This is a genomic window from Haloarcula sp. Atlit-120R (assembly GCF_003665885.1).
Lineage (GTDB): Archaea > Halobacteriota > Halobacteria > Halobacteriales > Haloarculaceae > Haloarcula > Haloarcula taiwanensis.
In genome coordinates, this window is record NZ_QPLN01000002.1 from 696,681 (window position 1) to 714,105 (window position 17,425).

Here is a 17,425-nt window from a genome sequence, read left to right on the forward strand (position 1 = left end):
CATGGCAACGGTCCCCGATAGCGTCCTCCCGATGAGTTGTCGGACCGGCATACGAGTACCACAGCCAGAGGTGACCGCCTGATGCGTCACAGTGTGGCTGTACTGGCCTGCTTAGTCGTCGTCGGCTCGCTTCCGCTGTCAGTCGCCGGCGCGAGCGTCAACGCGTCGATCTCGAACGTCGAGGTATCGCCGTCATCACCAGCACCGGGTGAAACCGTCACGTTCGACACGACTGTCCGGAATCTCCAGAGCAGCGATTCACCGCTCGAAATCAACGACATTGCAATTCGGAAATCGGGTGGGAGAGGAATCACCGAGTACGAACGCGTTTCGAATCTGGGCTCGATTTCCCCGGGCAGCACACTGGAGGTACCCTTGACCGCCTCGTTTGATTCGTCCGGAAGCAAGGACCTCCGCGTCATCGTGTACGGCCGTGACCGTGGCACAGGCGACAACGTCGAGCTCAGATACCCGGTGAAGCTAAACGTCGAAGAGCGTCACCCGCAGATGGATATCACGGCTAACGACTCCGTCGCCGGCGTTGAATCGACCGGCCAAGTCACCGTCGCAAACGGACTCGATTCCCAGATAACGAACGTCGAAGTCGTCGTCGAGGGCGATGGCGTCGAGATGACAAAGAGCCGGACGGTACGGTCAAGCATCGCCCAGAACGGGTCAATAACCGCACCGTTCCGGTTCCGACCTGAATCTGCCGGCGAACACTCGCTGACCGCAACGGTCAGCTACACAGTCGCTGGCGACACCACGCGCACCACAACCCGGTCAAAAGTCATCGAGTCGGACCCGCTCCGAAACAGCGTGGAACTCGATACGACTGCGGTCGGTAGCGGCACTGACCGCGCGTTGCGGGTCGCCGTCTCTAACGGGGCCAACGCTCCGCTTTCGGATGTCATGGTCAGTGCAACGTCGGAGAACGCGTCGTTCCAGCGCGTCCTGCTTGAGAACATCTCAGCCAGCACGACCCGGCAGGTGCGACTGAACGCCACGATGAACGAACCCCGCGCTGACGTTACTGTCACGGCCACCTACGAACTCGGGACTGAAACGGAACAGACAACAACCGAAACGACGCTTCGATCCGTCCCGGGAACGATAGACCTCACCGGTCTTGACGTGGTCCGACAGGGCGGGCGCCTCCAGATCTCAGGGAGCGCGAGCAACGTCGGGTCGACGGATGCGGACAGCGTCCTCGTCAGCGTCGTCGATACCGAGCGCATCACCCCGGCAACTCCGAACCGCGATTACTTTGTCGGCACGGTCCCGGCCAGTGACTTCGTCTCCTTCGACGTGTATGCCCGGACGACGGGGAACGTCACGTCGGTGCCGCTGGAGGTGACCTACCTCGTCGACGACACGCGCAAGACACAGCGCTTCGACGTGGACATCAACCAGATGGGCAGTGCGGCACAGCAGCCGGAGCAGGACGGCGGCAGCGAGGGTGGAAACCAGAACAGTATGCTGCCGGTGTTCATCGCCGGCGGCCTGGCGCTACTGGTCGTCGTCGGTGTCCTCGTACGCCGCTACCGCCGCAGTGACGACGATATCGAGGTATGACGGTCATCGACGCACAGGGACTGGTCAAGCGCTACCGGACCGGCGGCCAGACCCTCTACGCACTGGCGGGCATCGACTTCGCACTCGAAGCCGGTGAGTTCGTCTCGATTATGGGCCCCAGTGGCAGTGGCAAGACAACTCTGTTGAACATCCTCGGGCTGCTGGATACGCCGACGGAGGGAACCGTCTTGCTGGAGGGACAGGATGTGACCGGACTCGGCGACAGCAAGCGGACGCGCCTCCGGAAGCAAACAATCGGGTTCGTGTTCCAGCACTTCTATCTCCTGCCGACACTGACTGCTGTCGAGAACGTCGAGGTACCGCTGCTGTTGGACAGTGATCCGAAAGTCAAAAAGCGGGCCAGAGCGCTCCTGGAGCGGCTTGGGCTCGGTGACCGACTGGATCACAAGCCCGACGAACTCTCCGGCGGCCAGAAGCAGCGCGTCGCTATCGCACGCTCGCTCATCAACAGCCCGAAGGTCGTTCTCGCCGACGAGCCGACGGGCAACCTAGACAGCGAGACGGGCCGACAGATACTCGATGAGTTCCGCCGCATCGCCGACGAGGACGACGTGGCGATCGTCGCGGTCACCCACGACGACCTCGTCAACGAGTACGTCGACCGAACCGTCCATCTGGTCGACGGCACCATCGGGAGGGAGCGGAAGAATGGCGGGTAGGTTCTTCCCGGCCGCGCTGATGGCGCGGCGCAACCTCACGCGGACGAAGATGCGGTCATTGCTGGCGTCGCTGGGTATCGTCATCGGTGTCGTTGCCATCGCTTCACTGGGAATGTTCGGCGTCGCGCTCCAGTACTCGTTTACCCAGAACCTCGGTAACGTCGGCAACCAGCTCACGGTATACCCGAACTCCGGCGAAAACATCACTGAACTCACCGAACGCGATATCCGTACGATTCGCAGAGAGGCAAGTCCGACAGCGACTGTGTCGCCGGTAAAGACGCGCGTAGAGCCGGTGTCGTACAACCGTGAGGACGCGGTCAGGGAAACGATCTACGGCGTGGAAGACCCTGCAGCGTTGTACGAGGCCAAGGAGGGACGGGTATCGCCGTTCCGGTCTGGTGCACTCGTCGGTTCAGATGTCGCGGAAGAGCACGAACTGCATCCCGGGAGCCAGATTACCGTCAACGGGACCAGCGTCCGCGTCCGGGCCGTCCTCGAAGAAGGCGACCCGTTCTCCTCGACAAACCCCGATAACCGAATCATCATGCCGGCTACTTCGTTCAACCAGCGCGGTTACTCAGAAGTGTACGTTATCGAGTCGACCGGGACACAGGCCAACGAAACGGCGATTGGGATCCGCGACGCGCTCAACGACCGCGAGCAGCGAGTCTTCGTTCAGGAACTCGGCTCGCTCGTCGACACTATCGAAGAGCAGTTCCAGATCATCAACACTGTCCTCGCCGGCATCGCATCGATTTCGCTGCTCGTGGCTGGCATCTCCATTCTCAACGTCATGCTGATGTCCACCGTCGAACGACGGGAGGAGATTGGCGTCCTCAGAGCGGTGGGCTACCAGAAGCGGGATGTCCTCAAAGTGATGTTGATGGAAGCGACGCTGCTCGGCTTCCTCGGTGGCATCGCTGGTGTCATTCTGAGTCTCGGTGCCGGGTTGGCGATAAACCACTACGCCGTCGGCGATGCCATGGCTGTCTTCAGGCTGCCAAACGCTTGGTACGTCGGTGCAGCGTTCTCCTTTGGGGTGCTGACGAGCATTGTCAGCGGGCTGTATCCGGCCTGGAAAGCAGCGAGCGAGGAACCGGTCGAAGCGCTGCGCGGTTAAATCGTCGCGTCGACGCCCGGTTCCAGCAGCGGGTCGGTCCGGTCGACCGAGAGCGAGTCGAACTGTGCAAGCCAATCCTTGTCGCCGCGCTCGAAGGCTTCTAGCGCGTCGCCAACCGTGTAAGTCCGTTCCTCGTCCGAGCACGGGAACACGCCTTCCAGGTCGTCGCCGTCGTAGATCGCCAGCGAGACGACCGGGAACACGACCACATCGTCGATGCGGTCCATCCCGACGTAGCTCCGGTTCCGTCGCTCGAATGCCGGTTCGAGCGAGTGACCGTTCCGGGCCGCCCAGCCCGTGAACTCCTCGTAGGTTTGGATGGCTTCCGACCGTTTGTCCTCCGCCATCGTCCTGATCCGTTGCCACTCGCCAGCGACCATCGACTCGCTGAACACGCCGTTGGCCTCCAGCCGCTTCACCCGATTGAGCACCTGCTGTTGTGCATCGAACGTGCCGTAGGTATCTCCGCGAAGATACAGTTCCGCCCGAAGATGTGTGTCCCCTGTCATAGCTTTCTCATCGCTAGCTTCTCCAGAGACCCTCAAAACTCTTTCCCAGATTTGCGTGCCAACACACCACACGAATCTGGGAGCGGAAATTAGTGGTATGAGGCGCTCTATATCCATAATATAGAATATTTACCTGAATACAGCATCCCCCAATATTATTAGTTCAATAACAATTATTTTCCCCTTAGGTCGATGTTAGGTTCGATATTTGTCGAACAAACTACTGGCAAATAGCTTCCAGTTTAGCTGATGGATTCGAGGATACATAAGAAAATTAATGACTTTATGCCGGGAGCCTTTGTGCTCAGGCAACCTCGTGATGGCCTGTTCGAGATACTGCTAGCCAGCGGTCCCACAGGTCTCGTCTGATTCCAGTTCCGGATAGCCGCTGTATCTGTCTGCGACATTTGCCGGATTCGGGTGCGGTGCGCCCGAGAGAATTCGATAGTTGCCGAAATCGTAGCCAACTTTCGTCGAAATTAGGTCAGTCATACCACAATCCGAGAGCCCCCTTGCTGCGTTCGGATACTCGCTACTCGTCCGCTACAAAAACGGTTGCCAACTCGTGGTCGATCCTTCTCGCCGATTCAGTCGTCTGCGTGCGCTTGTGCACCACTCGCAACAATATCGATCTCGCCGGCGTCCAGTTCTTCCTCGATTTCGCGGGCGGCCTGCACCATGTTCTCCATCTTGCCGTAGGCAACCTCGCGCGGCAGGAGCTTCACGCCGCAGTCCGGCGAGACGGTGAGGCGCTCCGGGGGTACGACCTCTAATCCTTTCTTGATGTTCTCCTTGATTTCCTCGACAGGTTCGACTTCGGCGACGTGGGCGTCGACGACGCCCATCGCGAAGTCCTTCGTGAACTCGTGCTCTTTGAAGACGTCGAGCTGGTCGTAGTCGCCGTTGGCGAGTTCCAGGTCGTACTCGTGGACCGGATAGTCCAGAATCTCGGGGTAGATACGCGAGTAGTCGCCGTAACAGACGTGTAGCCCGAGGCGCACGTCGTCGGGAATCTCGTCGACGATGCGCTCCAGACACTCGCCGACGATGGCGTGGTCGTCCGGCGTCGTGGCGAGGGCGGGCTCGTCGATCTGGATGTAGCGCGCGCCGGCCTCGACCAGCGCCTCGATTTCCTCGTTGACGAGTTCGGCCAGCTCGTAGGCCAGTTGCTCCTCGCTGTCGTAGACCTCGTTGAACGACCAGTTGGCGAGCGTGTACGGGCCGGTGATCGGGACCTTGACCGGTCGCTCGGCCACCTCGTCGGTGAACTCGAACTCCTCGACGAGCCACTGCTCGCCGTACTCGACCTCGTCGGCGACCGAGGGCTTGTCGAAGTAGTTGTGGCCCCACACCTTCACGCGGCCGTTGAACTCGTAGCCGTCGATGCGGTGGGCGAAGTACTCGACCATCTCGTTGCGGCGCATCTCGCCGTCACAGATGACGTCGAGACCCGCGCGCTCGTGCTCGTGGGTGATGAGCCGCGAGGCGTCGTCTTTCGATTCTTCCCACTCGTCCTCGCCGAAGTCGGCGTCCTCGTCCTCGAACAGCTCGCGGGCGCGGTCGTGCCATTTGGGCTTGGGGTAGGAGCCGACGACGGTCGTCAGCAGGAAGTGGTCGTTCGGGTGATCCGCCGGTTTGAACTGGTTTCGTGGTCCTGTCATCGTTTTATGCCTCCGCCGCCTCCAGGTCTGCGGCGTTTGCGAGCGCTTCGAGCTTGTCTTCGAACTTGTTCACCGGGAGATAGAACGTTTCCGTGTTCGCCGTCGCGTAGACGGTGTCGTAGGCGGTGTTGGTCTGCTGTTCGAACCAGTCGATGCGGTCGCGGATGGTCTCGGGCGACTCGACGAGCGTGTTCTGGCCGTCGACGACGCCAAGTGCCACGTCGTCCTTGGTGCCGTACTCCTGTACGTTGTAGACCGTCTGATCGTGGTTCGCCACGAGGTCGAAGCCGATGGCATCCACGTCAGCGTCCATCAGATGCGCGTAGGCCTTCTCTTCGATTGCGCCCCAGTAGGTGTGGGCGACGACTTCAGCGTCGGCAGCCGAGGCGATGGCATCGATTGCCTCGGCGGCGCGTTTGTCCTCGCCGTCCTCTGGCGTGTTCTCGACCAGCGACGGTTCAAGCAGGAACAGGGTCTCTATCTCGGGGAACGACTTCACTTCCTCGACGAGGAAGTCGGCGACCGCATTGAGGAACTCGGCGTCGTCGCCGTAGTGTTCGTCCGTGGCGAGGTCCGCGAGCGAGTACGGCCCGGGGAGGACGGCCTGCAGTCCCGAATCGACGTGGTCGGCTGCGGCACCGAGGTCCGCGGCCACGTCGCCGCCGTCGGCGGAGAGGTCGCCCTGCACGACTGGCTCCCGATAGAAGTTGTTGTTGTCGTAGTAGCGGACGATGCCTTTCGTCTCCACGCTGTCGTGGACGGCCAGCGGGTGCGCGAGCATGTCGTCCCAGCGGAACTGGCCCTCGACAACGCGGTCAAGGCCGGCGTCCTGCTGGACGCCGATGACTTCCTCGCGGGCCTCGTCGTAGGCCGCAACGACCTCACCGGACTCGTCGCCCGAGATGAGGTCGGTCTTCTGATGACCTTTCAGATCTGCCAGTTCGTCCTTGGCCCAGTCCGGGAGCGGAAAGAGCCCAGGTGTCGTGGCGATTACCTGTGTCATTGCCCTGGGGTATGAAATGACGGGCTTTAATATTTCCTATTCGATCAAATGCCCAACGGTAATTACTCGGCGGAGAACCGCAGGACGACGAGCACTTCATACGGATGTTTCTCACTCGCCACGCGTTCGCTTGCCAGTCCGTGGTCGCTCGCGTACGCTCGCACCGCATCCGGGTCCGTGAGGCTGCTAACGAGCACGAGCGCCTCGCCGCCCGGGGCCAGCACGCGCTCGACGGTTTCGAGGAACGGGTCGACCAGCCGGCGACCGTCCTCGCCGCCCGAGAGCGCGTGTTCCATCCAGTCGTCCCACTCCTTCTCGGGCGGCGTCGGCAGATACGGGGGATTGAACGCCACGAGGTCGAAGGCGTCCGCCCGGAACGGTTCGACGAGGTCCCCGCGGACGACCGGGACGCCGTTGCCGGCGGCCTCCCGACACGCGAGCGGGCTCACGTCGACTCCGACCGCCCGCGCGCCGGCCTCGGCGAGCGTCGCGGCGACGTAGCCCGACCCCGTCCCCACGTCGAGGACGGTATCGCCCGCCCCGACTCGCTCGCGGGCCGTCCGGGCCAGCAGGTCCGAGTCCTCCGCGGGCTGGTACACCGATTCCACGCCGCGCTGGTCGGCCAGCGAGGGGCGGTCGCCGTCCCCGCCAGCGTCGGCCGCGTCGCTCGGCTCCTCGCCCATCTCAGACCTCCGGCTGGCCGACCTCGTAGGCGAGCGTCGCCAGCGTGGCGAAGTCGGCCGGCGTGAGCTTCCCGGCGCGGGCGCGCATCAGGTCCTCGTCGGCCGCCTCGACCACCGCGTCGGGGTCGCCCAGCCCGGAGATGTGGGCCGTGTTGCGGACGGCGTTTCGCATCGTCTTCCGACGCTGTGTGAACACTGCCTTCAGGAAGTCCATGAAGAAGTCGTCGCTGGGGACGGTGTAGTCCGGCGTCCGCGGCGTCGTCCGGACGAGCGCGCTGGTGACCCGTGGCTGGGGGTCGAACGCTTCCGGCGGGACCGTCTCGACGACTTCCACGTCCGCGTAGTGGCCCGCTGTCACCGAGAGCCGCCCGTAGTCGTCGGTTCCCGGGTCGGCGGCCATCCGCTCGGCGAACTCCCGCTGGAACATCAACAGGAGCGGCCGTCCTTCGGGCAGCAGTCGGAACGCGATTTCCGAGGACGCGCCGTAGGGCAGGTTCGAGATGCTGGCGGTGAACTCGGGGAGATCGACGTCGAGCGCGTCGCCCTCGACGACAGTGAGCCGGTCCGCCGCGACCTCCTCGGCGAACTCCTCGCGGAGATGCGCCGCGAAGTCCGGGTCGCGCTCAACTGCGGTCACACGCTCGGCCGCCGCGAGCAGGCGGTCCGTCAGCGCCCCTGGGCCCGCGCCGATCTCCAGCACGTGCGCGGTGTCGATATCGGCCTCGGTCGCGTACTCGGGAATCCGGTCCAGCACCCGGTCGTCGACGAGAAAGTGCTGGTCCTGTCGGGTGTCGGCCCGTTTGCCGGCCCGCCGGACGAGCGCGTCGGGGTCCCGACTCCCTGTCTCGATCGTAGTCATTAGCGAGCCGTAGCGGGTCGCGGTAGAAAAGGGTCGCCTTATACTGTCGGCTGTCGGGTTCGCTGCTTGCAGCTGACAGGCTTAGGAGGACTGTTCTTCACGCCGGACGAACAGCCGGTACTTCAGGTCGTCGTCCTGTAGCTCTTCGAGTATCCGCTCGACAAGCGTCTCTTTTGGACTGTGGAGGCCGTTGACGCGCTCTTCGAGGTCGTCGAAGCTCTCGAAGGGCTTTCGCTTTCGCTCGTCGAGAATCGTATTCCGTAGCTTCTTGCCGATGCCTGGCAGGAGGTTCAGCTGGTGGAGCCGCAGCGTGATCGGCTGGGCGTCGTTGTAGAAGTCGACGAACCGCTGCTCGTTTGCCTCGACGACTTCCTCGACGGCGTAGTCGAGCTCCGAACGGGCGCCGCTCGGAATATCTTCGAACTCGACTTCCGTCACGCGGCCGAACTCCGTCAAGTCAACGCGGTCGCCAAAGGCGATGTCAGCGTCCTTGTCCGCAAGCTGCAACTCGTAAATATAGAACTCATCGATGTCGAGCGCGTACGCGAGCGGCTCCTTCTGGTGCTGCGGCCGGTCGTCGCCGGGCCGTCCGTGCGGGAGCACATCGAGGACAGCTGCCATCATAGTGTCGCCGCCGCTCTCCGATTCAGTCATGTCAGGCAGTACGAGCACAGCATACTTAATGCCGGTGGATGCCCCGAACCGCTTCACGGGACGCCGGCGCTCCCTTTGTGTCCGTTTGGCGGCAACTGGAACGAATCTGTTCGCGTGGCTGCTCGTCTGTAAACGTAGAGAGAGCGGCCGAGAACCGAGCTGACGAGTTCCTCGTTATGCGTACTGCTTGACGATGTTGAGTATCTCGTCGAGTTCGTCACCGTCAAGCGTGTACCGCTCCTGAGCGAACACGGCCCGGAGCTCGTCGCGGTCTAGCGGCCGCAGGTTCGCGATCTTGTAGGCCGTCGGCGTGTCGACTTTCTCGAGTTCTTCGAGGTCTTCGACCAGTTGTAGCGACTCCTCGGGGTCGAGAACGGCAAAGCGGTTGACGTGCTCGATGGCCCGCTTGAGCTCGTAGCGCATCTCGCGGTCCTCGTCCGCGGCCCGCTCCATCTCGAGGTCTTCGAGTATCTCCTTGGTCTCTGCGACCGTCAGGAACTCCTCGCTGACTTTCTCTTTGAATATCGTCATTCTTGCCGGCGCAGGTGCGCAGCGGTGACGATGATGGTCTTCGCCTTGCCACCGTCGACGATGTCGACCTTGTACGCGTCACCCTGCTTCCCTTCGACGGTTCCGGTCTGGCCGTCGAACCGCGGGTGGAAGCGCCCGTTGGGCACGGACGGGTCGATCTTGAGGTGAACCTTCTCGCCGTCGTCGAACTCTTCGACGGCGCGCTGTGGCGGCGAGGTGCCGCGGTCACGGGGCTTGTTCTTGAGCTTGTCTCGTGTTCCTTCGAGGGGTCCGTTTGAACTAGGCATTCTTGCTCCTCGCTAATCCGGTCGCCCTAATAAAACGTGCGTTCCGCGACTGTCGCTGGTCGTGCTCTTGCAGTCGCTACAGACTCAACTAGAAAACGACGGCGGCGAGTCGATTACAGGCGACCGGTGCTCTCGACGGAGACCGACTCGACATCATCGACGTTCGCGAAGGCCTCTTCGACGGCTTCCGTGCCGCCGGTGTCGTCGGGGACGATGACCGTCGGCGTCAGCGCGACGAGACCGAAGGCGACGTCCTCGCGCTCGAACCCGTTGATCTTCGTTCCTTCGGGAAGCACGCCCTCGAGACGCTCCTGCAGGTCGTCGAGGTCGACTTCGGGACTTTCCGGCATGACCTTGATCTTGGCTGCTACTTTCCCCATTGTTATGGCCCCATGAAGCCGCAGTCCGGGCATTTGTAGAGGTTGCTCTGCTTCCGGCAGGTGGCACAGCGGTAGATCTGCTGGCCACAGTCCGGGCACTTGAACGCGGCGGCGTTCGTGCCGGCGATGTTGATGCCACACGAGACGCACTTGCGCGCCTGTTTCTGTTGGCTCTCGCTCATACCTCTCCGTATCCGACCGCGGCTTTTAACGATTGCCAAACGCGACCGCCACCGCGAGAGACTGCCATGGCCCTAGTTCCCGGGCAGAATGTCCCCGAGCGCAGCGCCGATCGCCATCGGAACGAACGCCACGGCACAGATGCAGGCCGATTCGTAGACGACTGCGGTGTCCGCCGACCACTCGACCAGCCCCCACCCCGTGAGCAGGGCCACGGAGACGACTAGCGCTGTTCCGGTGACGCCGACGAGTCGCCGGGGAATCAGCCCGAAAATCGGGTTCGCCACCCGCACATCCTGAAAGTCGGCCACGTACAGAATCGAGATGACCAGCCCGATGGCGATGACGACCGTCGCCGCGAGATACAGCGGATGCTGGGCGATGTGACGGCCGGCGTCGACTGTCCCGCCCTCGACGGCCATCGGTATCCCGAACAGCAGCGAGCCCAGCAGCGCCTCGGCGAGGTCGGACCGGCCGAAGCCCCAGACGACCCGGCCGAAGGTCGCAGGCTCGTGGTCCTGGGAATCCGCGGCCGCGCGCATCGCATCTCGGACCTGCTGGCGCTCGTGTTCGGAGTCAACAAGCTGTTCTAACTCCTGCAGCTCGTCGAACAGGGTCGCGAACTCATCGTCCTCTCTCTCCGGTTCGGCCGGGGTGTCCTCCTGCGTGCTCATCTGAGATCTGGGTCGCTGTCTCGCGTTGGTACCTCCGGGTCCGGGGCGGCTCCGGTCGTCGGCTCGCCGTCTTCCCAGACGTAGAACCCCTCGCCGGAGACTGCACCGCGTTGTCCATCCGCGAGCTTTTGACGGAGCAGCGCCGGCGGCTCGAACCGCTCGTCGAGCCGCTCGGCGAGGTCTTCTAGGGCCGTCAACACCGTTTCCAGTCCGTGCTGGTCAGCGCGAACGAGCGGCCCGTCACGGTCCGAGCCGCCACGCTCGAACGTCCGGTCGATATCACGAACGCCGGCGACGCCGTCCTCGAGCATCCGGATCGCTTCGGCGATGGTAGCGAGCTCGAGTCGGAGCGCGGCAAACCCCGGCGTGTCGCGGACGACGACCGGTGAGGCGTCCAGACTCTCGACGAAGTCAGTGACTCTGTCGCGGGTCGCCGCTGTCGTTTGTTCGGCGATGACGACCTCGACGATAGCGCCGTCCGGCGGGTCGACAAGGTTGAGACCGACGGCCCGGTCCGGGCTCCGCAGGCCGGTCGCGACCGCAGTCACCGACAGCGACGTGTCGCTGACGGCGATGAGCGTCTCATCTTCGACCATGGTCTCCGTTTCGGCGACCACTTCTCGGTGGCTGTCCGTCCCGCCGTCGGTTACGTCGATGCTGATGTCACTGCCGCTGACGGCGCTTTCGAGCCCGGTGGTTCCGTCGATACTGGCCGAGACGTCATCGTTTAGCGCCCGCCGAATCTCGTCGACTCGGTCCATCACGTCCGTCGCATCTGTTCCCCGAAGACGCACTTCGTGGCCCGCACGGACACACCGCTGTGCGATATCCCGCCCCCGCTGTCCGGTTCCGAGTACGGCCACAATCATGACAGAACCACCGCACTCCCGGCGTTAATCCTTTACGCCGACCTGTCCCCTCGGTGTTCTCTTTCCGGTCTGTATCGCTTGCTGGCCGGACAGCGAGACCAGCGCGTCGGCAGTACGCTTTTTTTGACACCGGCTGTATCGCTGGGTATGGATATCGGCGTACTGACGGTCCCTCTGGGCGGACAGTCACTCGACGAGGCGCTGGCGTATCTCAGCGACCTGGGCGTCGACGCGGTCGAACTGGCCTGTGGCGGCTTCCCCGGCGACGACCACCTCGACCGGCAGGCGTACCTCGACGACGAGGACAAGCAGGCCGAACTGGCGGCGCTGCTCGACGACTACGACCTCCGCGTGAGCGCGCTGGCGACACACAACAACCCACTCCATCCCGACGACGACCGCGCTGCCGAGGCAGACCGGGAACTCCGGGAGGCGATTCGGCTGGCCGACCAGCTCGACGTCAACACCGTCACTGGATTCTCGGGCCTGCCGGCCGGCGGCCCCGACGACGAGGTGCCGAACTGGATTACCGCCCCCTGGCCGACCGAACACGCCGACGCCCACGAGTACCAGTGGCGCGTCGCCGACGAGTACTGGTCGGACCTCGCGGCCCACGCCGGCGCACACGACGTGGACGTCGCCATCGAGATGCATCCCAACATGCTCGTCTACGAGCCCCGCGGCCTGCTCGAACTGCGCCGCCGGACGAACGACCGCATCGGCGCGAACTTCGACCCGTCGCACCTGTACTGGCAGGGCATCGACGTGACCGAGGCGATCCGCCTGCTCGGTGAGCACGACGCCATCCACCACGTCCACGCCAAGGACACGAAAGTGTACGAGTCAAACGCCCGCGAGAAGGGCGTACTGGACACTGCGCCGTACACGGACGAGGCAGACCGGTCGTGGCTGTTCCGCTCTATCGGCTACGGGCACGACGAGTCCCACTGGAAAGACGTGGTGTCGACACTGCGGATGGTCGGCTACGACGGCGCGCTCTCTATCGAACACGAGGACTCGCTGACCAGCGCACGTGAGGGGCTGGAGAAAGCGGTCGACGTACTCGACCGCGCTGTCTTCGAGACTCGGCCCGGCGACGCTTACTGGGCTGAGTGACCGGTACAACGAGCGACGCGGCTTTCTCGGCACGTAGGCTTATATAGTGTCTGTGAGATAATACGACCGGATTCCCGTATCCAGTGACACTCTATGGATATCGAACTTACACACAAGCCCTCGTACACGCACGTCCGCGCCGCCCTCGACAGCGGCGAGTCGATACTCGCCGAACCCGGCGCGATGGTCAGCCACTCGCCGACTATCGACATCGAAACCACAACCAGCCGGGACGGCCTTCTTAGCTCCGCGAAGTCGATGCTTGGCGGTGAATCGCTGCTCGCAAACGAGTTCACTGCCACGGGCGGTCCCGGCACCGTCACCCTTGCCCCGCCGACGCCCGGCGATGTCCATCACCACGAACTCACCGGCGAGACGCTGTACGCCGTCGACGGGGCGTTTCTCGCGGCCGACCCCAACATTGATATCGACTCGGAGTTCGGCGGCATCCAGTCGCTGCTGGCCGGCGCGAGCATCACGCCGCTGGCGCTGAAAGGGACCGGGAACGTCCTTATCGAGGCCTTCGGCGGGCTGGAGACCGTCGAACTCGACGCTGGCGAGTCCTACACCATCGACAACGACCACGTCGTCGCCTGGGAGGAGTCGGTCGACTTCGACGCCCACCGCGTCGGCGGGCTGAAGTCGACGCTGCTCAGCGGCGAGGGGCTGGTGATGGACTTCACCGGGCCGGGGACGGTCTGGTACCAGACCCGCGGCCTTGACTCGTTCACCTCGGCCATCGCCGACGCGCTGCCCGGCACGGGCGACAACGGCGGTGACGCGGCCGGGCTGGACGATTTCATATAGCCGGCGACGCGGCGCCGAAAAGAGCCGCAATTCAGGACAGCGCCTGCGTGATGTCCGTCGAGGACACCATGCCGACGTAGTCCTGGTGTTCGTCGATGACCGGGAGGTGCTTGATGTCGTAGGTCGTCATCATGGCGGCGGCCTCGCCCAGTTCCAGCGAGGTCGTCACCCGCTCGACCGGCGAGGTCATCACGTCGCCCACGGTCGCCGTTGAGAGGTCCTTGCCGGCCGCGACGGCGTCGACGATGTCGGTGGTCGTGATGATGCCCGCTTGCGCCCCCGGGACGAAGATGCCGTTGATGTTCTGGGCCTGCATCTGCGTCGCGGCCGCTTTGACGGTCTCATCGGCGGAAATCGTCTCTAGCGGCGTCGACATGATGTCCTCGATGCGGACAGTCGTTTCAGTGGCCATGCAGGGTCAACGCGCGCATCCGGTTTTGGCTTTTCCCTCGCGGCGGTCCGCCGCCCTGCCGTCACCCTGAGCGTTATTTCGGCCCCGGGTGAACAGCCGTGTATGACCCTCGATATCGGCATGCTCGGCTACAAGTTCATGGGCAAGGCCCACGCCAACGCGCTGGACCGCCTGCCCATGTTCTTCCCCGAAGCGCCCGCCGTCAACAAGGACGTGCTCGTCGGCCGCGACGAGGACGCACTGGCCGACGCGGCCGACCAGTTCGGCTTCGACCGGACTGCAACGGACTGGCGGGATATCGTTGACGAGGTAGACGTGTTCTACAACCTTGGCCCGAACCACGTCCACGCCGAGCCGTCCATCGCCGCGCTGGAGGCCGGGACGCCGACGTTCTGTGAGAAACCGCTCGCGCCCACGCTCGACACCGCCGAGGAGATGGCCGAAACGGCCGCTGACGCCGACGTCCCCGCGGGTGCGGCGTTCAACTACCGGTTCGTCCCGGCTATCCAGTACGCGAAGGGACTCATCGACGACGGCCAACTCGGCGAGATTCACCACTTCCGCGGCCAGTACCTCCAGGACTGGCTGGTCGACCCCGACGCGCCGTGGTCCTGGCGCAACGACGAGGAGATGGCCGGCAGCGGGGCGCTGGGCGACCTCGGCTCCCACACGGTCGACCTGGCCCGGTTCCTGCTCGGCGACGCCGCCGGCGAGATAACGGACGTGAGCGGGCACCTCCGGACGTTCACGGACGAACGCCCCGTCGAAGGCAGCGACGAGACCCGTCCGGTGACCGTCGACGACGCCTACAGCGCCCAGATTGCCTTCGAGAACGGGGCGATGGGCACGCTGGAAGCGTCCCGGGTCGCCAACGGCCACAAGAACGCCCACACCATCGAAATCGAGGGGTCGAAGGGCGCACTCAAGTTCGACCTCGAGCGGCTGAACGAACTGCAGGTGCTCACCGAAGGTGACCGCGGCTTCCAGCAGGTGCTGGTCACCGACGCCGACGACCCGTACGTCGACCACTGGTGGCCCCCCGGCCACGTCATCGGTTGGGAGCACACGTTCGTCCACGAGAACTACGAGTTCCTCACGGCCGTCGCCGAGGGCGGGACGCAGGAGCCCTCTTTCGCCGACGGGCTCGCGGCACAGCGGGTCCTCGACGCCGTAGCGCGCAGCGACGAGCGCGGCGAGTGGGTCAGCCCGTAAGGCCGAACCGAAACCCCCTTTCGACGGCCACTGGTAGGGGCTGACATGCTCTCTATCGCGCTGGCCGGCAAACCGAACGCCGGCAAGTCTACCTTCTATAAGGCGGCGACGATGGCCGACGTGGACGTTGGGAACTACCCGTTCACGACCATCGACGCCAACCGCGGGGTCAGCCACGTCCGCACGGACTGTCCCTGTCTCGACCGCGAGGAACGCTGTGGCGACGACAACTGCCGGGCGGGCAAGCGGTACGTCCCGGTGGAACTCATCGACGTGGCCGGCCTCGTCCCCGGGGCTCACGAGGGCCGTGGCCTCGGGAACCAATTCCTCGACGAACTGTCGACCGCCGACGTGATTCTCAACGTCGTCGACGCCTCCGGCGGCACCGACGCCGAGGGCGAACCCGTCGAGGTCGGCGAGCACGACCCCGTCGAGGACGTCCACTTCGTCGAGGAGGAGATGGACCTGTGGCTCGCCAGCATCGTCGAACGCAACTGGGAGTCCATCGAGCGCCAGTCCCGCTCGCCGGACTTCAAACTCGACGAGTCGCTCGTGGACATGCTGGCCGGTGTCGGAGCTTCGGAACTCGACGTGGCCCGCACCCTGCGGGACCTGGAGTACCCCGAGGACCCCATCGCCTGGACCGACGAGCACCGCGAGGCGCTGGCAACGGAAATCCGCCAGCGGACGAAGCCGCTCGTCGTCGTCGCAAACAAGGCCGACATCGCCCCGGAGGGGAACATCGAGGCCCTGCAGGACGCCGCCGACGTGGTCGTGCCCGCGACGGCCGACGGCGAACTCGCCCTTCGAAACGCCGCGCAGGCCGGCGTCGTCGACTACGACCCCGGCGACCCGGACTTCGACATCGTCGGCGACGTGAGCGACCAGCAGCGGGAGGGGCTGAACCGCATCCGCGGCGTCATGGAGGAGTGGGATGGCACCGGCGTTCAGGGCGCGCTCGACACTGCCGTCTACGACCTGCTGGACCATCTGACCGCCTACCCCGTCCAGAACGAGACCCACTGGACCGACGGCCAGGGGAACGTCCTCCCCGACGCGTTCCTGCTGCGCAGCGGGTCGACGCCGAAGGACCTCGCCTACGCCGTCCACTCGGACATCGGCGACGGCTACATCCACGCCGTCGACGCCCGCGAGAACCGGCGCATCAGCGACGAGACGGAACTCGAAGAGGGAGCGGTCGTCAAAATCGTCAGCGACGCGAACTGAGCACCGTCGCCCGCGCTCACTCCGGCAGCAGGTCCCGCAGCGTCGCCCGAACCCCCTCGCTCCCGGGGCTCTGTGGCACCTGCCCGAGCACGTCCCGGCCGAGTCGTTCCGTCGCCGCACCGACCGAGAGTTCCTCAAGGAGCGCCCCGTACTTCAGCGCCAGCCGCGGCGACACGTCGAACAGCAGGTCGCGCTTCCCGATGAGCGAGTGGGTTATCGACAGGATTTCGACGGCGTTGTCGACGTACTGCTGTCTGGCGTCGTCGCTACCGCGTTCAGCCAGCGCAGCCAGCAGGAACTGCTCAAGTTCGGCCTCGCGGTCGTGGAGCGCTGGCGGGTCCGGAAGCACAGTCGTTCCGTCGGGTCGTTCCGGGAGCATACTCCAGCGAGGCGCATATGAGAGGACCGCGCCGGTGGTGGGCGTCGTCGCGGCGGGCAGCGGCACGGATAGCCGCTTCGAGGGGTTGGTGTCAATGAAGACGACGTGGAGGTTCGCCGGGTCGCCGCGAACCGGCTCGTCCCAGCTGTCAGGGGTATGCGTGTAGTCACGGCGGAGCGCCTCCCGAAGCGTGCGTACAATCCGCCCGCCCTCGCCCTGCAGTTCCAGGTGGAGCACGACGGGGCCGCGCCCGCTCTCGTCGACGACGGACCACAGGGCCGGAAGCGCGTCCGCGGCCCCGGCCGAGAGTTCGTAGCAGGGTGCGCCCGCCTCCGCGGCCAGCAGGCGGGCGAGCGTACTGCCGCGCCAGCCGGTCAAGTCGGCCACGTAGAACCACGGGAGGGCGTGTATCGGGCCGACGGCGGCGTCCCCGGCCGCCGCGTCGATGGTCGCCGGCACCGTGTCGAGATAGCTGTCGAGAGCGTCCAGTTCGGGCGCGAAGTAGTCGGTCGCCGCCGCTGGCAGGTCGGTCGTCCGGCGACGATGGTCGTCGGCTGAAGCCATACCGCCCGTAGGCCCGAGTGTCGGAAAACGGTGACGAGAG

General features: G+C 64.5%; 22 protein-coding genes. 7 read left to right on the plus strand and 15 right to left on the minus strand.

The window, feature by feature from the left end:
- Window positions 1–81: 81 nt before the first annotated feature.
- The 3 genes from DVK01_RS10825 to DVK01_RS10835 are packed head-to-tail and all read left to right on the plus strand — an operon-like array spanning window position 82 to window position 3,378.
- Window positions 82–1,575 (plus strand): hypothetical protein, encoded by a 1,494-nt coding sequence (locus tag DVK01_RS10825; protein WP_121536657.1) that lies wholly within the window; start codon window positions 82–84, stop codon window positions 1,573–1,575.
- Window positions 1,572–2,255 carry an ABC transporter ATP-binding protein gene (locus DVK01_RS10830; RefSeq protein ID WP_101349644.1) on the plus strand — a complete coding sequence of 228 codons (684 nt, stop codon included), beginning with the start codon at window positions 1,572–1,574 and terminating at the stop codon, window positions 2,253–2,255. Before DVK01_RS10825 ends, DVK01_RS10830 begins: the two co-directional genes overlap by 4 nt.
- On the plus strand, window positions 2,245–3,378 hold the full coding sequence (locus tag DVK01_RS10835; protein WP_101349645.1) for an ABC transporter permease: 1,134 nt from the start codon (window positions 2,245–2,247) through the stop codon (window positions 3,376–3,378). The genes DVK01_RS10830 and DVK01_RS10835 overlap by 11 nt, the downstream gene beginning before the upstream one ends.
- Here the strand turns inward: DVK01_RS10835 and DVK01_RS10840 are convergent.
- The 13 genes from DVK01_RS10840 to DVK01_RS10895 all read right to left on the minus strand — a co-directional run bounded on the left by DVK01_RS10840 (window position 3,375) and on the right by DVK01_RS10895 (window position 11,668).
- The gene (locus DVK01_RS10840) at window positions 3,375–3,887 is read right to left on the minus strand and encodes an HTH domain-containing protein (RefSeq protein WP_101349646.1); all 513 of its coding nucleotides are present in this window, start codon (window positions 3,885–3,887) and stop codon (window positions 3,375–3,377) included. The two genes, DVK01_RS10835 and DVK01_RS10840, sit on opposite strands and share 4 nt — an antisense overlap.
- A 339-nt stretch (window positions 3,888–4,226) precedes the next feature.
- The gene (locus DVK01_RS21830; protein WP_158598763.1) at window positions 4,227–4,379 is read right to left on the minus strand and encodes a hypothetical protein; all 153 of its coding nucleotides are present in this window, start codon (window positions 4,377–4,379) and stop codon (window positions 4,227–4,229) included.
- Window positions 4,380–4,474: 95 nt separating this feature from the next.
- Window positions 4,475–5,548 carry a methionine synthase gene (locus tag DVK01_RS10845; protein WP_121536658.1) on the minus strand — a complete coding sequence of 358 codons (1,074 nt, stop codon included), beginning with the start codon at window positions 5,546–5,548 and terminating at the stop codon, window positions 4,475–4,477.
- 4 nt (window positions 5,549–5,552) lie between these two features.
- On the minus strand, window positions 5,553–6,551 hold the full coding sequence (locus DVK01_RS10850) for a 5-methyltetrahydropteroyltriglutamate--homocysteine methyltransferase (protein ID WP_121536659.1): 999 nt from the start codon (window positions 6,549–6,551) through the stop codon (window positions 5,553–5,555).
- Between the two features lie 62 nt (window positions 6,552–6,613).
- A complete protein-coding gene (locus tag DVK01_RS10855) occupies window positions 6,614–7,234 on the minus strand; it encodes a HemK2/MTQ2 family protein methyltransferase (protein WP_121510938.1) in 621 nt (206 codons plus the stop codon).
- Window position 7,235: 1 nt separating this feature from the next.
- A complete protein-coding gene (locus tag DVK01_RS10860; protein ID WP_101349650.1) occupies window positions 7,236–8,093 on the minus strand; it encodes a 16S ribosomal RNA methyltransferase A in 858 nt (285 codons plus the stop codon).
- Window positions 8,094–8,174: 81 nt separating this feature from the next.
- Window positions 8,175–8,747 carry a DUF655 domain-containing protein gene (locus tag DVK01_RS10865; RefSeq protein ID WP_101349651.1) on the minus strand — a complete coding sequence of 191 codons (573 nt, stop codon included), beginning with the start codon at window positions 8,745–8,747 and terminating at the stop codon, window positions 8,175–8,177.
- Window positions 8,748–8,921: 174 nt separating this feature from the next.
- A complete protein-coding gene (locus DVK01_RS10870; protein ID WP_121510936.1) occupies window positions 8,922–9,278 on the minus strand; it encodes an RNA polymerase Rpb4 family protein in 357 nt (118 codons plus the stop codon).
- The gene (locus tag DVK01_RS10875) at window positions 9,275–9,565 is read right to left on the minus strand and encodes a 50S ribosomal protein L21e (protein WP_004593356.1); all 291 of its coding nucleotides are present in this window, start codon (window positions 9,563–9,565) and stop codon (window positions 9,275–9,277) included. The genes DVK01_RS10870 and DVK01_RS10875 overlap by 4 nt, the downstream gene beginning before the upstream one ends.
- Window positions 9,566–9,678: 113 nt before the next feature.
- Window positions 9,679–9,945, minus strand: a complete 267-nt coding sequence (locus DVK01_RS10880) for an elongation factor 1-beta (RefSeq protein ID WP_004593354.1) — start codon at window positions 9,943–9,945, stop codon at window positions 9,679–9,681.
- A 2-nt stretch (window positions 9,946–9,947) separates the two neighbouring features.
- Complete coding sequence (locus DVK01_RS10885; protein ID WP_004516620.1) at window positions 9,948–10,127, minus strand: HVO_2753 family zinc finger protein; 180 nt, start codon at window positions 10,125–10,127, stop codon at window positions 9,948–9,950.
- Window positions 10,128–10,199: 72 nt separating this feature from the next.
- Window positions 10,200–10,799 (minus strand): DUF2391 domain-containing protein, encoded by a 600-nt coding sequence (locus tag DVK01_RS10890; RefSeq protein WP_101349654.1) that lies wholly within the window; start codon window positions 10,797–10,799, stop codon window positions 10,200–10,202.
- Window positions 10,796–11,668, minus strand: a complete 873-nt coding sequence (locus DVK01_RS10895; protein WP_101349655.1) for a 3-hydroxyacyl-CoA dehydrogenase family protein — start codon at window positions 11,666–11,668, stop codon at window positions 10,796–10,798. Before DVK01_RS10895 ends, DVK01_RS10890 begins: the two co-directional genes overlap by 4 nt.
- A 147-nt stretch (window positions 11,669–11,815) precedes the next feature.
- Between DVK01_RS10895 and DVK01_RS10900 the strand changes: the two genes are divergently transcribed.
- Together DVK01_RS10900 and DVK01_RS10905 are read left to right on the plus strand one after the other, a co-directional pair.
- Window positions 11,816–12,784 (plus strand): sugar phosphate isomerase/epimerase, encoded by a 969-nt coding sequence (locus tag DVK01_RS10900; protein WP_101349656.1) that lies wholly within the window; start codon window positions 11,816–11,818, stop codon window positions 12,782–12,784.
- A 93-nt stretch (window positions 12,785–12,877) separates the two neighbouring features.
- Entirely contained in the window at window positions 12,878–13,591 is a 714-nt protein-coding gene (locus DVK01_RS10905; RefSeq protein ID WP_101349657.1) for a TIGR00266 family protein, read from the plus strand.
- Between the two features lie 31 nt (window positions 13,592–13,622).
- On the opposite strand, the gene DVK01_RS10910 is transcribed toward DVK01_RS10905, so the two are convergent.
- Complete coding sequence (locus DVK01_RS10910; protein WP_004516615.1) at window positions 13,623–14,003, minus strand: cyclic nucleotide-binding/CBS domain-containing protein; 381 nt, start codon at window positions 14,001–14,003, stop codon at window positions 13,623–13,625.
- Between the two features lie 102 nt (window positions 14,004–14,105).
- Between DVK01_RS10910 and DVK01_RS10915 the strand changes: the two genes are divergently transcribed.
- Window positions 14,106–15,215: a Gfo/Idh/MocA family protein gene (locus tag DVK01_RS10915; protein ID WP_121536661.1), complete on the plus strand. Its 1,110-nt coding sequence runs from the start codon at window positions 14,106–14,108 to the stop codon at window positions 15,213–15,215.
- Between the two features lie 45 nt (window positions 15,216–15,260).
- The gene (locus DVK01_RS10920) at window positions 15,261–16,442 is read left to right on the plus strand and encodes a redox-regulated ATPase YchF (RefSeq protein WP_121536663.1); all 1,182 of its coding nucleotides are present in this window, start codon (window positions 15,261–15,263) and stop codon (window positions 16,440–16,442) included.
- Between the two features lie 16 nt (window positions 16,443–16,458).
- On the opposite strand, the gene DVK01_RS10925 is transcribed toward DVK01_RS10920, so the two are convergent.
- On the minus strand, window positions 16,459–17,385 hold the full coding sequence (locus DVK01_RS10925) for a hypothetical protein (protein WP_121536665.1): 927 nt from the start codon (window positions 17,383–17,385) through the stop codon (window positions 16,459–16,461).
- Window positions 17,386–17,425 lie beyond the last annotated feature (40 nt).

Bases quoted from the DNA above. Each gene is read 5' to 3' on its own strand.
- DVK01_RS10825 (WP_121536657.1), top strand. From the start codon at position 82: ATGCGTCACAGTGTGGCTGTACTGGCCTGCTTAGTCGTCGTCGGCTCG.
- DVK01_RS10830 (WP_101349644.1), top strand. From the start codon at position 1,572: ATGACGGTCATCGACGCACAGGGACTGGTCAAGCGCTACCGGACCGGC.
- DVK01_RS10835 (WP_101349645.1), top strand. From the start codon at position 2,245: ATGGCGGGTAGGTTCTTCCCGGCCGCGCTGATGGCGCGGCGCAACCTC.
- DVK01_RS10840 (WP_101349646.1), bottom strand. From the start codon at position 3,887: ATGACAGGGGACACACATCTTCGGGCGGAACTGTATCTTCGCGGAGAT.
- DVK01_RS21830 (WP_158598763.1), bottom strand. From the start codon at position 4,379: ATGACTGACCTAATTTCGACGAAAGTTGGCTACGATTTCGGCAACTAT.
- DVK01_RS10845 (WP_121536658.1), bottom strand. From the start codon at position 5,548: ATGACAGGACCACGAAACCAGTTCAAACCGGCGGATCACCCGAACGAC.
- DVK01_RS10850 (WP_121536659.1), bottom strand. From the start codon at position 6,551: ATGACACAGGTAATCGCCACGACACCTGGGCTCTTTCCGCTCCCGGAC.
- DVK01_RS10855 (WP_121510938.1), bottom strand. From the start codon at position 7,234: ATGGGCGAGGAGCCGAGCGACGCGGCCGACGCTGGCGGGGACGGCGAC.
- DVK01_RS10860 (WP_101349650.1), bottom strand. From the start codon at position 8,093: ATGACTACGATCGAGACAGGGAGTCGGGACCCCGACGCGCTCGTCCGG.
- DVK01_RS10865 (WP_101349651.1), bottom strand. From the start codon at position 8,747: ATGACTGAATCGGAGAGCGGCGGCGACACTATGATGGCAGCTGTCCTC.
- DVK01_RS10870 (WP_121510936.1), bottom strand. From the start codon at position 9,278: ATGACGATATTCAAAGAGAAAGTCAGCGAGGAGTTCCTGACGGTCGCA.
- DVK01_RS10875 (WP_004593356.1), bottom strand. From the start codon at position 9,565: ATGCCTAGTTCAAACGGACCCCTCGAAGGAACACGAGACAAGCTCAAG.
- DVK01_RS10880 (WP_004593354.1), bottom strand. From the start codon at position 9,945: ATGGGGAAAGTAGCAGCCAAGATCAAGGTCATGCCGGAAAGTCCCGAA.
- DVK01_RS10885 (WP_004516620.1), bottom strand. From the start codon at position 10,127: ATGAGCGAGAGCCAACAGAAACAGGCGCGCAAGTGCGTCTCGTGTGGC.
- DVK01_RS10890 (WP_101349654.1), bottom strand. From the start codon at position 10,799: ATGAGCACGCAGGAGGACACCCCGGCCGAACCGGAGAGAGAGGACGAT.
- DVK01_RS10895 (WP_101349655.1), bottom strand. From the start codon at position 11,668: ATGATTGTGGCCGTACTCGGAACCGGACAGCGGGGGCGGGATATCGCA.
- DVK01_RS10900 (WP_101349656.1), top strand. From the start codon at position 11,816: ATGGATATCGGCGTACTGACGGTCCCTCTGGGCGGACAGTCACTCGAC.
- DVK01_RS10905 (WP_101349657.1), top strand. From the start codon at position 12,878: ATGGATATCGAACTTACACACAAGCCCTCGTACACGCACGTCCGCGCC.
- DVK01_RS10910 (WP_004516615.1), bottom strand. From the start codon at position 14,003: ATGGCCACTGAAACGACTGTCCGCATCGAGGACATCATGTCGACGCCG.
- DVK01_RS10915 (WP_121536661.1), top strand. From the start codon at position 14,106: ATGACCCTCGATATCGGCATGCTCGGCTACAAGTTCATGGGCAAGGCC.
- DVK01_RS10920 (WP_121536663.1), top strand. From the start codon at position 15,261: ATGCTCTCTATCGCGCTGGCCGGCAAACCGAACGCCGGCAAGTCTACC.
- DVK01_RS10925 (WP_121536665.1), bottom strand. From the start codon at position 17,385: ATGGCTTCAGCCGACGACCATCGTCGCCGGACGACCGACCTGCCAGCG.